This is a genomic window from Pseudomonas sp. DC1.2 (assembly GCF_034351645.1).
Classification (GTDB): Bacteria; Pseudomonadota; Gammaproteobacteria; order Pseudomonadales; family Pseudomonadaceae; genus Aquipseudomonas.
Window position 1 is genome coordinate 5,632,800 of record NZ_CP133782.1, and the last position, 15,173, is coordinate 5,647,972.

Consider the following 15,173-nt stretch of genomic DNA (forward strand, 5'->3'; position numbering starts at 1 on the left):
GGCTTACGGCTTACGGGCAATGATGACCTGACTTTTCGCCACGACGGCGTCCAGCGCCTGTTTGATTTGTGCGCCTCGTGGAGAGTCCAGCACCTTCTGCCAGGTTTCGGCCCAGTGATTGAGCATCGGGTGATCGACGTTGCTGAAATCGACCTTGGCTTCCCAAAACAGCAGCATCCACATCGACCAGTAGAACCCGTACTGGCTGTGGCTGAGCACTTCCAGGCCAGCGTCGCTGACCATGGCCTTGAACTGCTCTTCGCTGATGATGCGAATGTGGTTGGGCTTCTGGAAATACTCCGGAGCAGCGATGTCCTTTTGCAGGTTTTCGGAACTTGGGTGCGGCACGCTGAGCAGATAAAGGGCACCCGATTTGCCGACCCGCACCAGTTCGGCGAGAAATTGCGCAGGGTCGTCCACGTGTTCGATCACTTCTGTGGACACCACCCGTGTCGCGGTTGCATCGGCGATCGGCAGCGGATTGCAGTCAGTGACATGGCATTCGATGTCACGGGCCGGCGTATCACTCAAACGTTGGCGGGTGGCTTCAACCTTGACCGCGTCGATGTCGGCGATGATGATTTTCGCCCCACGCATGCCGCAAAAATGCACATTGCCACCGTCACCGCAGCCCACGTCCAGCAGGATGTCCTCGGGGCGTACCAGAAAACCGGGAAACAACTCGTTGGTTTGCTGGTTGAACCAGCCGCTGAGCGTCGCGTCGTATAGGCCGAGCATGAACGGGTCAACCTTATCGGCCACGGGCATCACGGGCGTCACCGGCGTAGGCGTAGGCGTAGGCGCAGGTGTACGTGTCGTGAGTTTTTTCAGAAGGCTCAGCATGAAGTGGCTCCAGAGGACGGGGCGGCAATTTGGGGAGCGCTCAGGCGTTTGACCAGAGCCGCGCCGCGATGACGCATGGGCATTTCGATGAAGCGGTAGTTGAGCTCACTCAACAGTACGATCAGCCCGCCAGCCAGCAGGATCATCAGGATTGGGTGACCGGCCGGACTCGGCAGACCAACGGCCTGCAAGCGGAAGGTGAACTCGCGTACCAGCAGATAGGCTGGAATATGAATCAGGTAAATGCCGTAGGAACGGCCGCCGATCCAGATCATCAGATCCTTCAACAATCCCTTGGGCATCAGGTAATCACGGTTGTAGGACGCGACCCAGACGAGCACCGCGCAGAGCGCAGCGATCGCGCCAATGCGGTAGTTGGTGAACGTAAAGCGATCCGTGGCCAGCACACTCAGCGCCAATGCCAACACGATAAACAACCCCGGCCCGGCCCATGGCCGACGCAAGAAAGTCGGTTCAAAACGCCGGTATCCAGGGTGCGCACTCCACATCGCCAACAGCACGCCAAGGGCCAACGCGTCTGTGCGCACCACCATCAGGATCGGCGTGCGCAACGTCAATGACTGCACAGCGACGAGCGCCAGCAAGGCCCAGACCAAATGCTTGCGGCAGACCAGAATCACCAGCGGGAACAGCAGGTAAAACTGCTCCTCCAGCGACAGGCTCCAGTACACAAAACTGGTGCCGTATTCGTAGTGATAAAAGCTGTCGGCAAAGCGGAAGTTGGCGTATTGCGCGAGCCCGGCCAGCGTCGCTTGAAGGTTGGCCTGCAACGTACCAAAGGCCCCGGAACGGTTAAGAAAAACACACGCCAGCAGCATCAGCGCCAGCCACAACCAGGCCGAAGGCAATAACCGAAAAGCTCGACGTAGCCAAAAGTTACGTGTCTGCTGCCAATACTCCTGACGGCTGCTGCAACCTTGCAACGCTGGAATCAGACTGCGGGCGATGACGAATCCCGAGATCGCAAAAAACAGATCGACCCCCCACCACGGCTGAGCCCAGGCATGGATTTTTTCCAACAGCGGCACCGTGTCGGTGAACAAACTGCCTTGCAGGTGATGGAACAACACTCCCAGCACCGCAATGCCCCGCAGCAACTCAATGTCCATGATCCGTTTGCTGCTCATACCAAGCTCCCTGGCGTGTCGGCAATGCCCCACGGTTTACGCGCGATGATCACCTGACTCTTGGGCATGAATTGATCGAGCACCTGCTTGATCGCCAAGCCGTCAGGTTGTGCCAGCAGGTCTTGCCAGGTTTTCGCCCAGCTCTCCATCAGCGGCGGATACGGCGCTTGTATCCGGTCGCGCACCGCTCCTCCCAGATCTCGCCCGGCGGCCCGTTCGCTGGCCCAGAAAAAGATCATGCCCATGACCCAGAAAAAACCGCTGGCTTGACGATGCTCAATCACCAGACCGGCATCTTCGACCATCGCGGCAAACCGTTCGGGCGTGAAGATCTGCACGTGATTGGGCGATTGAAAATAGCTGGCCGGGGCGATGCCCTGCTGCAAATGCTCGCCCACCGGTGCCGGAACACTCAGCAGATACAAGGCACCGGGCCGGCCCATGCGCACCAATTCGGCCATGAAGGGTTCAGGCTGATCGATATGTTCGAGCACTTCCATGCACACGACTTTGCTCGCGCAGCCATCCGCCAGGGGCAGCGGCAAGCTATTACTCACCAGCCCGAGGTTTTGCTTGTCGGACTGCGCGTCCACCTGACGGGCCAAATCGCGAACCTTGGCGTGTTCACTGTCAGTGAAAATGACCGACGCGCCCTGACGCACCGCAAACAAGGTGGCTACGCCCTCACCGCAACCAACGTCCAGCAACGTATCGTCCGCCGTGATGGCAAAGCCCTTAAGCAGTTCGCCGCTGTCACCGAGAAACCAGCCGTCGAGCACTGCGTCGTGCAACCCCACATCCCTGGGGGATACAGCGCGGCACACCGCAGGCAAAGGTTCGGCTTGCACCGCTGGAAACAGCCGTTGGATCAGCGCGCGGATCATGCCTCGGGGGTTTCCATGACAGGCGCCGCACGAGAGGCGAACAGTTGCTCGAAAAAATGCTTCAAGCGTTGTTCAGCAGTGGCTTGGCTACAAAAGGTTTCGAGGCTCTTCACCGCATGGGCAGAAAGCCGGGCATAGCGCTCGGGGTCATCACGGGCCACGTCATAACTGGCCCGATAGGCTGCGCACAACGACGCCCAGTGGGTCACGTAACGCAGCGTGCGGTAAGCCTTGCGTGGGTCGTGGGGCCAAGCGGTCAGCTCATCCGTGGTGTCGATGAGGAAGGCGTTGTCGGCATCCAGGTAATCGATCATCGCCGTGGTACGCGGCGCCACGGCCGGTTTGCCACACGACATGAACTCCATCAGCGGCAGGCACTGGCCTTCGCCATAGGCGGTGTTCACTACGTAGCTTGTGGCCTGCACCAGACGCTCGTAATCGGCGTCGGCCAAGTAGCCGTAAATAAGCACGATGCGGCAGCGGTAGGACTGGTTTTTGTACAAGTGATGAAGGATGTCGGTCAGGGCTTCTTCAGCATCGTGGTGAGTCAGCTTGAACACCAGCGTGGCATCTTCCACGTCGCGAAAAGTCACGCAGAAAGCACTGAGCATGTCTTCCCAGTTCTTGCGCCCGTCACCGGGGTTGAACACCGAGGTGTAGATCACCCCGTCGAGGACAAGCTCATGCTCGCGAGCCGGGGCCTTGAAATCGATGCCCTTGCCCGTGCGCAAATGCGCAGGTCCGAAGGCCCGCAGGTCAAGTTGTCGGCTGTCCGCCAGCAGCCCTTTGATCTTCAATCGAACTTGCCTGGCGATCGGCTGACGCTGCAACTGCGCGCCCCGCGCGGCAAAACGATCCCACACAGGCGCCGGCACCGCAACGATGGGGTACTCAGCCCCCATCGCCTCGCGCACCGCGTTGACCGTGTAACTGGAGTGGGTGATCGCCGCGCCCGAAGCGTGCAACACCGTGCGCCAGTCATTGCGCGGCTCACCCGCGAACGGCTCGTTGGGAATGGTGCTGAACTCCCACGCGAACACCGCCAGGGTCGGGCACGCAAAGTGTACCGGCGTGCGGTGCGGCGGCGAAAACGACAGGAACACGCACTCTTCACCACGGGACAGGCAGTCCAGGTAAAGGGCATCGACTTCCGTCTGCGGATCACGGACCTCGACCACACGACCCAAGCGTTCCAGCACGGGTCGGTACTCTTTGAGCACAAAGTAATAGCTGTACTCCGAGCGACCCAGGTTCTGCGCAATGGTGTGCTGATTGGTTTCCGAATGAATGATGATCAGCATGGGGCGTTATCCGTCACGGCCGCAGGCTTTGAGGCCTGCGGTGCCAGCCCGAAGAAGTCCGACAAACGTTGCTGCACCGGAGCGAACGCGCAGTAATCGTGCATGCGCTCGATGGCGGCGCAAGACATGCGCTGATACGCCTGTGGTTGCTCCTTGGCCATCCGGTAACTGTTTTCGTAGGCGGTTTTCAATGAACCCCAGTCCGGCCGATAGCGCAAGGTGCGGTAGATGATGCGCGTGTCCTGCGGCCAGATAGTCAGCTCTTCGCTGGACGCGACCACAAACGCTACCTGCTCATCGATGTAGTCCTCCATCGCCGTGTGATGAGGCGCAATCACCGGTTTGCCGCTGGCCATAAACTCCATCAACGGCAGACACAAGCCTTCACAGCGCGAAGCATTCACATAAAAACTGGCGGCTTCGTAAAGCCGGGCGTATTGCGCATCGTCCAAGTAACCGTGCATCACCACCACCCGACAGGCGAAGGGCGACAATTGCGCGAGTAACGTCATCAGCTCGCTGTAGTAGGACGACAGGTCACTTTGAGTAATCTTCAGCACCAGTGTGGCGTCGTTGGTTTCGCGAAACGCCCAGCAAAACGCCGTGATTAACTGATGCCAGTTTTTACGACCGTCACAGGGGTTGAACACCGTGACGTAGACCACGCCGTCCACGCAGGTTTCGACCTGGGCCGTGGTATCGGGCAAGTCCAGCAGGACCTCGGCCGGCGCCACCGAGGGCAAAGGACCGGCGATGGCGGGAACGTATTTGGCCAGTTTCGAATGGCCGGCGTCGGACAACAGATCGCGCAGCCCTTCCCAATACCAATGGCTCAGGTACCGCGTGCGGCGCTCCCCCGGTAGCCCCTTGCCCAATAGACTCAGGCACCACAGGCGCAAAAAGTGCCTGGCGATGACAAAACGTCGCTTCAAGGTCAGCGGTGGTGGCGACAACGCATCCAGCTCGGCCTGCTGCTCAGCGGTCAGTGGCGGCGCAATCAAGGCGTCGGCAGACAGCCCAAGCGTGCGGCTGTCGAAGAGGCAACCCTTGATCGCCAGGGACGAGCCCGGATTGACCGGAGCACTGGTGTGATGACTACGAATGGCCGCGAAGTTTTCCCACAAGGGAGTTGGTAATACCAACACAGGGAAGTCGTCACCCATAGCCCGGCGAATCGCCCGAGCCGTATGGCTGGAGAGCGTGATAACCCGGCCCTGGCGCGCGAGCATTTGCGTCCAGTCCTGTCGCGGGTCGTTGTCCCACTGCTCATCGGGAATCGAGTCGAACTCCCAGGCCACCACACACATCGTCGGGCACTTCAGGTCGTTCGGGGTTTTTTGCGGGGGCGTGAAGGACAGGAAAAGGCTGTCTTCGCCAGCGGCCAGCAGCTGCGCGTAGAGGGGGTCGACCTCACCCACGCAGGACACCAGATGCACCCGGCCAAGGCTTTCCAGTACCGGGCGATAGGCCTTGAGCACAAAGTAGTAACTGTATTCGGGACGACCGAGGCTTTGGCTGATGGAACCGTCGTTGACGTCCGAGTAAAGAATGAAATTCATGGCATCCCACGATGAAACCGCCCTGCGGACAGCCCCACTCTATGACGGCAAGGCCACGGATCGAGTCGGCATTTGCGTGCCCTCGTCCATCGTCTTCTTGCTCGTCTACGTTCTTGTTTTAATGGTCAGTTTCAGGGGGTTTAAAAACAACCCGACGCAACCTTGAGTAATCGTGACGAGGGGCATTCTAAACACATCCGTTGAGGATTCGTGAACCGCCCAGCGAGAAAAACAGGGCTACGCTAACGAGAACTGATCAGTCACGGTTGGACCTGTTGAAATTGCTCCGCAATTGGCACAGATTGACACCCAAACAACTACAACAAGATATTTCGCACGTCTTTCGACCCAAAATCCAACAGGTCCGTAAGACATTTCCGCAAAGCCTGTGGGGAATTGACGAAATGTATGATCAAGGGGCCGCTGTTTGAAAAAGCGTCTGTTCGTAACGGGTCTGAGTGGATTCGTAGGACAACACATCCAATCGTGTCTGAAGGCTGAGGCCTCGGAATGGGAACTGCTGACGACACCCTCCCGCTATGACCTTGGCAACCCGGACACCCTCGAAGGCCTATGGCCCGAGATGCCCGACGCGGTCATTCACCTGGCCGGCCAGACCTTCGTCCCCGAAGCTTTCCGCGATCCCGCGCGCACGCTGAACGTTAACCTGCTCGGCACGCTGCACCTGTTGCAAGCCCTCAAGGCTCGCGGTTTCAGTGGCACCTTTTTGTACGTCAGCACAGGCGACGTTTACGGCCAGGTCAGCGAAGCCCACCTGCCCATCACTGAACTCCAGCCACCCGGCCCGCGCAACCCGTATGCAGTCAGCAAACTCTCGGCCGAATTTCTCAGCCTGCAATGGGGCGTGAGCGAAGGTTGGCCGGTGCTGGTGGCCCGGCCGTTCAACCACATCGGCAGCGGGCAGAAAGACAGCTTCGTGATTGCCAGCGCCGCGCGGCAAATCAACCGGATCAAGCAAGGCCTGCAAGCACCGCAACTGGAAGTCGGCGACATCGACGTGACGCGCGACTTCCTCGATGTGGGCGACGTGGTTTCGGCCTACCTGGCCTTGTTGAAAAAAGGCACACCGGGGCAGATCTACAACATTTGCTCGGGGCGCGAGCAAAGCATTCGTAGCCTGATTGAACAGCTGGGAGACCTTGCTCAAGTCGATATGCAATTGATTCAGGACCCTGCGCGTCTTCGCCGCGCAGAGCAGCGTCGAGTCTGTGGCAGCCATGCCAAGCTTGCCCAGACCACAGGATGGACGCCAAAAATCACAACACAACAATCCCTGCGGGCGATCCTGTCCGACTGGGAGAAACGAGTAAAAGAACAATGACTAAAAGTGCTCTGATCACAGGGATCACCGGCCAGGACGGCGCCTATCTTGCCAAACTGCTGCTCGACAAGGGCTACAAAGTCCACGGTCTGGTCGCACGGCGCAGCAGCGATTCGCGCTGGCGTCTGCGCGAAACAGGGATTGAGGGTGACATTGTCTACCTGGATGGCGACATGGCTGATGCATGCTCGGTACAGCGCGCCGTGATCAAGTCGGCGCCGGACGAGGTCTACAACCTGGCGGCGCAAAGCTTTGTCGCAGCGTCCTGGGATCAACCGGTGATCACCGGCATCGTCGACGGACTCGGGGTGACGCACCTGCTTGAAGCGATCCGCCAGTTCAGCCCGCACAGCCGTTTCTATCAAGCGTCTACAAGCGAGATGTTCGGCCTGATCCAGGCCGAACAACAGGACGAAAACACTCCGTTCTACCCGCGCAGTCCTTACGGCGTGGCCAAGCTCTACGGTCACTGGATCACCGTTAATTACCGCGAGAGCTTTAACCTGCACGCCAGCAGCGGGATCCTGTTCAACCATGAATCGCCGCTGCGCGGCATAGAGTTTGTGACCCGCAAAGTCACCGATGCCGCCGCCCGTATCAAGCAGGGCAAGCAACAGGAATTGCGCCTGGGCAACATCGACACCAAGCGCGACTGGGGATTTGCCGGCGACTACGTCGAAGCCATGTGGCTGATGCTGCAACAGGACAAGGCCGACGACTACGTGGTCGCCACCGGCGTGACCACCACCGTGCGCGAAATGTGCCGGATCGCTTTCGACCACGTGGGCCTCAACTACCGCGACTACGTGAAGATCGACCCGGCGTTTTTCCGCCCGGCCGAGGTTGACGTGCTACTCGGAAACCCGGCCAAAGCCCTGCGCGTACTGGGCTGGAAGCCAAAAACCGATCTGGACACCTTGATCCGCATGATGATGGATGCGGACATGAAACGCGTCGCCAAGGAGTAGGTCATGCTGATTCCAGTGATTCTCTCCGGCGGTGCCGGGACCCGTTTGTGGCCGGTTTCTCGCGAAGGTCATCCCAAGCCGTTCATGACCCTGCCCGATGGCCAGTCGCTGCTGGGCAAGACCTATCGGCGTGCGGCTGGCCTGCTCGATGGCTGGGGCGATATCGTCACCGTGACCAACCGCGAGTACTACTTCCAGAGCAAGGATCACTACCAGGACGCGCAACTGTCCCGTCATCGCGGGCACTTCCTGCTCGAACCGACCGGCCGCAACACCGCCCCAGCCATCGCCGCGGCGGCGCTGTCGCTGCAAGCCCTGCACGGTGACGCCGCAATCATGGTGGTGATGCCGGCCGATCATTTGATCGTCAATGTCGAGGCCTTGCAGAGTGCGGTCGAGCATGCCGTGAAGCTGGCCAAGACCGGCTACCTGGTGACGTTCGGCGTAGAACCGACGGCGCCGGAAACCGGCTTCGGCTACATCGAGACCGGCGCGCCGCTGGACGACAAAGGCGCGGCCAGGGTGCAGCGCTTTGTTGAAAAGCCCGACCTGCAAACCGCTACTCATTACCTCGAAAGCGGCAACTTCCTGTGGAACTCGGGCATGTTTTGCTTCGCTGTGACCACCCTGTTGGCCGAGTTGCAGGTTCACGCCCCCGAGTTACTGGAACAGACGCGCGCCTGCATGGCCGCCAGCGCAGCGGTGGAAACCGGCGGGGGTCTGCAACAGGAATTGTCGCCTGCCCTGTTTGCCGAAATCACCGACATCTCCATCGACTACGCCTTGATGGAGCGTTCCGACAAAGTCGTCGTGGTGCCCGCCGGATTCGACTGGAGCGACATCGGCTCCTGGGGCGCAGTGGCCGCATTGGTGCCGGCGGATGCGCACAACAATCGCGCCAGTGGCGAAGCGATTTTTATCGATAGCCACAACAACTTCGTGCAGAGCGAAGGCCGGCTGGTTGCCGCCGTGGGTGTGGATAACCTGATCATCGTCGATACCGCCGACGCGGTACTGGTGGCCCACGCCGACCGCGCCCAGGATGTGCGCCGGGTGGCCAAGCAACTCAAGGATAAAAAACACGAAGCCTATCGCCTCCACCGCACGGTCAGCCGACCGTGGGGCACTTACACCGTGCTCGAGGAAGGCCTGCGCTTCAAGATCAAGCGCATTGTGGTCAAGCCAGGTGCCAAGTTGTCGTTGCAAATGCACCACCACCGCAACGAACACTGGGTGGTGGTCGAAGGCATGGCCAAGGTCACCAACAATGGCACCGGCACGCACTTGGTGGCCAAGAACGAATCTACGTTCATTGCCGCCGGGCACAAACACCGTCTGGAAAATCCGGGAGTGATCGACTTGGTGATCATCGAAGTGCAAAGCGGCGAATACTTGGGCGAGGACGATATCGTTCGCTTCGAAGACCAATATGGCAGGACGGTTTGAATGCTGCTTTCTCTGTACCGCTCGTTGTGGAGCTATCGAGGATTCATCCTCGGTAGCGTCAAGCGGGAGTTCCAAGCGCGTTACCGCAACTCCTTGTTCGGTGCCCTGTGGACCGTACTCAACCCGCTGTCGATGATCATCGTCTATACCGTAATTTTTTCTCACATCATGCGTGCACGTCTGCCGGGGGTGGATGACGGCATGGCGTACAGCGTCTACCTCTGCGCCGGCCTGCTGACCTGGGGACTGTTTTCGGAAATCACCGTGCGCAGCCAGAATATGTTTCTGGAGAACGCCAACCTGTTAAAGAAAATCAGTTTTCCGCGCCTCTGTCTGCCGGTCATTGTGCTGCTCAACGCCGGGATCAACTTTGCGATCATCATCGGCCTGTTTATGGGTTTTTTACTGATCACCGGGCGCTTGCCAGGCTTGGCCTTGCTGGCGCTGCTCCCCTTGTTGGCGCTGCAAGTGATGTTCTGCGCCGGGTTGGGCATGATCCTGGGCGTGCTGAACGTGTTCTTTCGCGATGTCGGACAGTTCTTCGGCATTTGCCTGCAATTCTGGTTCTGGCTGACGCCGATTGTTTACCCCATCAGCATCCTGCCGGAGTGGGTTCAGCGCCTGCTGCAACTCAACCCCCTGACCAACCTGATCACCAGCTACCAAAACCTGTTTCTCTACGGCCAATGGCCGCTCTGGAGTTCCCTGCTGCCAATCTTCGTCAGCGGTGTGCTGTTCTGCGTGATCGGGCTGCGGCTGTTTCGCCAGCGGGTCGGCGAAATGGTGGATGAACTCTGATGGGATATGTACGCGTTAACGGCCTGGGCAAGGCCTACAAGCAATACCCTACGCGCTGGAGCCGACTGGCCGAGTGGTTGATCCCGTTTTCGCCGATCCGCCATCGCCAGCACTGGGTGCTGCAAGACGTGACTTTCGAGATCGCGCCGGGTGAAGCGGTGGGCATCGTCGGCATCAACGGCGCCGGCAAAAGCACCTTGCTGAAGATGATCACCGGCACCACCCAGCCCACGTGCGGCACCCTCCAGCTCGAAGGCCGGGTCGCCGCCCTATTGGAACTGGGCATGGGGTTTCACGCAGATTTTACCGGCCGGCAGAACGCTGTCATGGCCGGGCAACTGCTGGGGATGTCCATTGAAGACATCACGGCATTGATGCCGCAGATCGAGCATTTTGCCGAAATCGGCGACGCTATCGATCAACCGGTACGCACCTATTCCAGCGGCATGCAGATGCGCCTGGCGTTCAGTGTGGCCACCGCCCGACGCCCAGACATCTTGATCGTTGACGAAGCATTGTCGGTGGGCGATGCCTACTTCCAGCACAAAAGCTTTGACCGTATCCGCAGCTTCCGCAAAGCCGGCACCACCTTGCTGATCGTGTCCCACGACCGTTCGGCGATCCAGTCGATCTGCGACTCGGCAATCCTGTTGGACCAAGGCCGTATGGCCATGCACGGCACGCCCGAAGCGGTCATGGATTACTACAACGCCTTGCTCGCCGAACGTGAAGGCCAGACCGTGCGTCAAGAAATGCTCGCCGGCGGTCAGGTGCAAACCGTTTCCGGCACCGCAGAGGCGGCCATCCTCAGCGTGCGTCTACTGGATGACCGCGAACGCTCAATCGATGCCGCCGAAGTCGGTCAACCGGTGGTGCTGGAAGTACACGTTGAGGTCCGACAGGACATCGAACGGCTGGTGCTGGGCTTCCTGATCAAGGACCGCCTGGGGCAGGCCATGTACGGCATCAACACCCACCGCCAAGACAAAGCCCTGACCGACCTGCACGCCGGGGAACGGATCACTTACCGCTTCGCGTTTGTCATGGGCCTGGGCAAAGGCAACTATTCGGTGGCACTCAGCCTGTCGCGACTGGACTCGCACCTGGACCGCAACTTCGAATGGCGCGACTACGGGCTGGTTTTCCACGTCATCAATAACCGCCACGAAGACTTCGTCGGCTGCTCATGGTTGGGGGCCAGAACCGTCATCACGCGCACGGGCGAGTCGATAGCCTCGGAGAACGCGCCATGACTCGCCTCCTGGTGGAATGCACTTATGTGTTTCAGCACCCCAAGGTCAATTCGGGGATTCAGCGGGTGGTGCGCAACGTCATCAATCAGTTGCCGGACACGGTGAATGATGTGGCATGCATCCCCGTCGTAATACTCAGGGGCAAGCTGTACCGCGTGCTCCAACTGGCGCCTCTGAACACCCCGTTTTTTAATGGCCTGATGACGTTCGGCAGTCGGCTGGAACGCGTGGCCCATCGTTTTTGGCAAGGGCATCAGCGCCTCGACCAGCGCTGCTCTTCACGCTGGACTCGGCGGGCGCTGTACGTGGCTTACCGCCTCATGGTGCTGTCGTGCTTCAGCGTGCCACTGCGCCTGATCGATCAGGTCAACCAGTATCAATTGCCCAAGCGTTGCGCGCCGTTGCAGCACCAGCCTGGCGATCAACTGGTGCTACTGGATTCGTCCTGGCATGCCGATTTCTTCCCGTTAGCCGAACAGCTCAAACGTGAAGGCGTGGGCATTGTGTCGGTGATTTACGACTTGATTCCTCTGACCCACCCGCAGTTCTACGACGAGCGACTGCCGCAGATCTTCAATCAATGGTTTGACTGGATCGCCAAAACCGCCGACGGCTATATGGCGATTTCGGCCACGGTGCGCGACCAGGTGCGAGAGGAGTTGCAGCGCCGGGTCGGTCCGGCCAAGGCGCAATCGCTGTGGTTCGACTATTTTCACTTGGGCAGCGAACTGGACCTCAAGGAAGACAGCGCCGCCGTGGAGCCGCGCCTGATCCGCCTATTCGAAACGCCGGCCCCCGTGTTCCTGATGGTCAGTACCATCGAGCCGCGTAAAAACCACGACTACCTGCTGGACGCCTTCGAACGCGCCTGGGCGTCGGGTTCAAAAGCACGGCTGTGCATCGCCGGCCACATCGGCTGGAAGTGCGACGCACTGCTCGCTCGGGTCCGTACTCACCCGCAATTGAATCAACGGCTGTTCATGTTCAACGACCTGAGCGACACCAGCCTCGAACACGCCTACTCCCACGCCAGTGCGCTGGTGTTTCCTTCCTACGTCGAGGGCTTCGGCCTGCCGTTAGTGGAAGCGATGCAGCGTGGCTTGCCCGCCATGGGCAGCGACATTGCGATCTTCCGCGAAATCGGTGGCGAGTTTATGGCCTACTTTGACCTCACCGACCCCCAAAGCCTGGCAGACCTGGTCGCCGGATTCGAAAACAGCAGCCAGTTCCCGGCCCTGCGCAACGTCAAGGACTGGCGCTGGATCGGCTGGCGTGAAGCCAGTGTGCAATTGGCCGAACGGACACTGCGCAATCTTCAATCGGCGCCAGTGGAGCAAGCGAGGCACCATGCGAATTGCCCTTAACGCCCGAATCCTCCAGGCCCCGCGTGCCGGCATCGGCCATTACGTCGCCGAGCTGGTGAGCGCCCTCGCCGGCGAGCCGGATGTCGAGCTGTCACTGTTTCATGGCTGGGGCTGGAGTTCAGCATTGCCCGAGGCAGCCATGCCCGGTTATTCACGGCTAACGCCCCTGCTTCGGCAAATTCCCGGGGCGTATCAAGCACGACGCTGGCTGGAGCAGAGACGCTTCAACCAGGGTCGCGCCCAGGAAATCGACCTCTATCACGAGCCTAGCCTGTGGCCGCTGTCATTCGACGGCCCGACGGTCATCACCCTGCATGACCTGACCCACCTGCACTATCCCGACACCCAACCGCCGGCCCGCTTGAGAGAGATCGAGCGCCGGCTGGCGGACGGCGTGCAACAGGCCAAGGTGATTCTCACCGACTCGCAGTACATCGCCGACGAAGCCCAAAGGTATTTCGCCCTGCCAGCCGAGCGTTTTGTCGTCGCGCCGCTGGGTGTGGCTGCCCGTTTTCACCCGCGTGAGCCCGAGACAATCGACGCCGTACTCAAGGCCCATGGGGTCGATGCACGCGACTACTTCCTTTGCGTCGGCACCTTGGAACCGCGCAAAAACCTGACCCTGGCCCTGCGCGCCCATGCGCGCCTGACGCAGGCCGATCGCCAACGCTTTCCGCTGTTGATCGTCGGCATGGCCGGCTGGCGGCGCGATCAGTTCAGCGCTGAGTTGGCGAAAGCCCTGGCCGCCGGTCATGTCTGTTTGTTGGGGTACCTGCCCGACGAGCAAGTGGCCCAGCTGTTGGCCGGCGCCCGAGCGCTGATTTTTCCGTCCCTGTACGAAGGCTTTGGCCTCCCGGTACTGGAGGCCATGGCCAGCGGCACGCCTGTCATCCTGAGCAGATTTTCAGCCATGCCGGAGGTTGCCGGCGCAGCGGGCAACTATATTGAACCTGACGAGCCAGACGGCTTGCGCGATGCCATGAGCCGTCTGATCGACGACAAAATGCATTGGCAGGCATGCCGAGAAGCGGGACTACAACAAGCGAAGATTTTTTCCTGGGAGCGTTGCGCGAAGATGACAACTCGCGCTTACCGCCAGGCATTGGGAGGTTGAATGCGAGTTCTTCATTTTTTTAAGACGTACCTCCCCGACTCGGTCGGCGGGATCGAACAAGTGATCTTCCAACTGTGCGAAAGCGGTGCCCAGCATGGCATCGAAGGGCAAGTCCTGACACTGAGCAATGATCCAACCCCAGCCGTGGTGCAACTGGGACAACACCAAGTGCATCGGGCCAAACTCGACATTCAGTTCGCCTCCACGGGGTTTTCCTGGAGCGTGTTCAAGCAGTTTCGCGAACTGGCTGCCGAAGCTGACGTGGTCAATTACCATTTCCCCTGGCCGTTCATGGACCTGGTGCATTTTGCCAGCGGCATGAACAAACCCAGCGTGGTCACCTACCACTCGGACATCGTTCGCCAGAAACACCTGCTCAAACTCTACCGGCCATTGATGAACCGCTTCCTGGCCAGTGCCGACCGGATCGTCGCCGCCTCGCCCAACTATTTGCACACCAGCGATGTGTTGCAGCAGTTTCAAGACAAAACCCGTGTCATCCCTTATGGCTTGAACAAGGCAAGTTATCCACAGCCTGACCCTGAGCGCATGGCCCAATGGCAGCGCAAGCTTGGGGATAAGTTTTTCTTGTTCGTGGGTGTAATGCGCTATTACAAAGGCCTGCACATCCTGCTCGACGCCTTGAAAGACGTGGACTACCCGGTGGTGATCGTCGGTGCCGGCCCGCTGGAAACGGAATTGCATGCCCAGGCCGCCGCATTGGGTTTGCGCAACATTCATTTCCTCGGACGGCTCGGTGACGAAGACAAAGTCGCGTTGCTGCAACTGAGCTACGCCATTGTTTTCCCTTCGCACCTGCGCTCCGAAGCGTTTGGCATCTCACTGCTGGAAGGGGCGATGTACGGAAAACCAATGATCTCCAGCGAAATCGGCACTGGGACCAGCTACATCAATATCCATAACGAAACCGGGTTAGTGGTGCCGCCGAGCAATCCGCAGGCCTTTCGCGAAGCCATGCGCACCCTGTGGGAAAACCCAACGCTGGCCGCCGCCATGGGTGTGAAGGCACAGGCCCGCTATCGTCGTTTGTTCACGGCAGACGAAATGGGCCGTAAGTGGACGCAGTTGTACCAAGAGTTGCTGCAAGAGAAGTCGCTGTCCTACGCCTAACGCCAAGTGGGAGCGAGCACGC

At 59.7% G+C, this 15,173-nt stretch carries 13 protein-coding genes; 8 read left to right on the plus strand and 5 right to left on the minus strand.

What is annotated here, in order from left to right:
* Positions 1-3: 3 nt before the first annotated feature.
* From RHM68_RS25640 to RHM68_RS25660, 5 genes are read right to left on the minus strand one after another with little or no spacing between them, the layout of a single operon-like run.
* A complete protein-coding gene (locus tag RHM68_RS25640) occupies positions 4-843 on the minus strand; it encodes a class I SAM-dependent methyltransferase (protein ID WP_322219768.1) in 840 nt (279 codons plus the stop codon).
* On the minus strand, positions 837-1,991 hold the full coding sequence (locus RHM68_RS25645) for an acyltransferase (RefSeq protein ID WP_322219769.1): 1,155 nt from the start codon (positions 1,989-1,991) through the stop codon (positions 837-839). Before RHM68_RS25645 ends, RHM68_RS25640 begins: the two co-directional genes overlap by 7 nt.
* Positions 1,988-2,875 (minus strand): class I SAM-dependent methyltransferase, encoded by an 888-nt coding sequence (locus RHM68_RS25650; RefSeq protein ID WP_322219770.1) that lies wholly within the window; start codon positions 2,873-2,875, stop codon positions 1,988-1,990. Before RHM68_RS25650 ends, RHM68_RS25645 begins: the two co-directional genes overlap by 4 nt.
* Positions 2,872-4,176, minus strand: coding sequence for a glycosyltransferase (locus RHM68_RS25655; protein ID WP_322219771.1), 1,305 nt, complete (start codon positions 4,174-4,176; stop codon positions 2,872-2,874). The genes RHM68_RS25650 and RHM68_RS25655 overlap by 4 nt, the downstream gene beginning before the upstream one ends.
* Positions 4,170-5,735 carry a glycosyltransferase gene (locus RHM68_RS25660; RefSeq protein ID WP_322219772.1) on the minus strand — a complete coding sequence of 522 codons (1,566 nt, stop codon included), beginning with the start codon at positions 5,733-5,735 and terminating at the stop codon, positions 4,170-4,172. Before RHM68_RS25660 ends, RHM68_RS25655 begins: the two co-directional genes overlap by 7 nt.
* 427 nt (positions 5,736-6,162) lie before the next feature.
* Here RHM68_RS25660 and RHM68_RS25665 point away from each other — a divergent pair, with 427 nt between their 5' ends.
* Genes RHM68_RS25665 through RHM68_RS25700 form a run of 8 tightly spaced genes read left to right on the plus strand, consistent with a single transcriptional unit; the run spans position 6,163 to position 15,151 of the window.
* Entirely contained in the window at positions 6,163-7,077 is a 915-nt protein-coding gene (locus RHM68_RS25665) for a GDP-mannose 4,6-dehydratase (protein WP_322219773.1), read from the plus strand.
* Complete coding sequence (gene gmd, locus RHM68_RS25670) at positions 7,074-8,045, plus strand: GDP-mannose 4,6-dehydratase (protein WP_322219774.1); 972 nt, start codon at positions 7,074-7,076, stop codon at positions 8,043-8,045. The genes RHM68_RS25665 and gmd overlap by 4 nt, the downstream gene beginning before the upstream one ends.
* A gap of 3 nt (positions 8,046-8,048) precedes the next feature.
* Entirely contained in the window at positions 8,049-9,491 is a 1,443-nt protein-coding gene (locus tag RHM68_RS25675; protein ID WP_322219775.1) for a mannose-1-phosphate guanylyltransferase/mannose-6-phosphate isomerase, read from the plus strand.
* On the plus strand, positions 9,492-10,289 hold the full coding sequence (locus tag RHM68_RS25680) for an ABC transporter permease (RefSeq protein WP_322219776.1): 798 nt from the start codon (positions 9,492-9,494) through the stop codon (positions 10,287-10,289).
* Positions 10,289-11,542, plus strand: a complete 1,254-nt coding sequence (locus RHM68_RS25685) for an ABC transporter ATP-binding protein (RefSeq protein ID WP_322219777.1) — start codon at positions 10,289-10,291, stop codon at positions 11,540-11,542. The genes RHM68_RS25680 and RHM68_RS25685 overlap by 1 nt, the downstream gene beginning before the upstream one ends.
* The gene (locus tag RHM68_RS25690) at positions 11,539-12,906 is read left to right on the plus strand and encodes a glycosyltransferase family 1 protein (protein ID WP_322219778.1); all 1,368 of its coding nucleotides are present in this window, start codon (positions 11,539-11,541) and stop codon (positions 12,904-12,906) included. The genes RHM68_RS25685 and RHM68_RS25690 overlap by 4 nt, the downstream gene beginning before the upstream one ends.
* On the plus strand, positions 12,890-14,020 hold the full coding sequence (locus RHM68_RS25695; protein WP_322219779.1) for a glycosyltransferase family 1 protein: 1,131 nt from the start codon (positions 12,890-12,892) through the stop codon (positions 14,018-14,020). Before RHM68_RS25690 ends, RHM68_RS25695 begins: the two co-directional genes overlap by 17 nt.
* A complete protein-coding gene (locus RHM68_RS25700; RefSeq protein ID WP_322219780.1) occupies positions 14,021-15,151 on the plus strand; it encodes a glycosyltransferase family 4 protein in 1,131 nt (376 codons plus the stop codon).
* Positions 15,152-15,173 lie beyond the last annotated feature (22 nt).

What these genes read in the sequence shown, in the direction of transcription:
- RHM68_RS25690 (WP_322219778.1), top strand. Translation starts at nt 11,539, where the DNA reads ATGACTCGCCTCCTGGTGGAATGCACTTATGTGTTTCAGCACCCCAAG.
- RHM68_RS25645 (WP_322219769.1), bottom strand. Translation starts at nt 1,991, where the DNA reads ATGAGCAGCAAACGGATCATGGACATTGAGTTGCTGCGGGGCATTGCG.
- RHM68_RS25640 (WP_322219768.1), bottom strand. Translation starts at nt 843, where the DNA reads ATGCTGAGCCTTCTGAAAAAACTCACGACACGTACACCTGCGCCTACG.
- RHM68_RS25655 (WP_322219771.1), bottom strand. Translation starts at nt 4,176, where the DNA reads ATGCTGATCATCATTCATTCGGAAACCAATCAGCACACCATTGCGCAG.
- gmd (WP_322219774.1), top strand. Translation starts at nt 7,074, where the DNA reads ATGACTAAAAGTGCTCTGATCACAGGGATCACCGGCCAGGACGGCGCC.
- RHM68_RS25685 (WP_322219777.1), top strand. Translation starts at nt 10,289, where the DNA reads ATGGGATATGTACGCGTTAACGGCCTGGGCAAGGCCTACAAGCAATAC.
- RHM68_RS25680 (WP_322219776.1), top strand. Translation starts at nt 9,492, where the DNA reads ATGCTGCTTTCTCTGTACCGCTCGTTGTGGAGCTATCGAGGATTCATC.
- RHM68_RS25695 (WP_322219779.1), top strand. Translation starts at nt 12,890, where the DNA reads ATGCGAATTGCCCTTAACGCCCGAATCCTCCAGGCCCCGCGTGCCGGC.
- RHM68_RS25675 (WP_322219775.1), top strand. Translation starts at nt 8,049, where the DNA reads ATGCTGATTCCAGTGATTCTCTCCGGCGGTGCCGGGACCCGTTTGTGG.
- RHM68_RS25660 (WP_322219772.1), bottom strand. Translation starts at nt 5,735, where the DNA reads ATGAATTTCATTCTTTACTCGGACGTCAACGACGGTTCCATCAGCCAA.
- RHM68_RS25650 (WP_322219770.1), bottom strand. Translation starts at nt 2,875, where the DNA reads ATGATCCGCGCGCTGATCCAACGGCTGTTTCCAGCGGTGCAAGCCGAA.
- RHM68_RS25700 (WP_322219780.1), top strand. Translation starts at nt 14,021, where the DNA reads ATGCGAGTTCTTCATTTTTTTAAGACGTACCTCCCCGACTCGGTCGGC.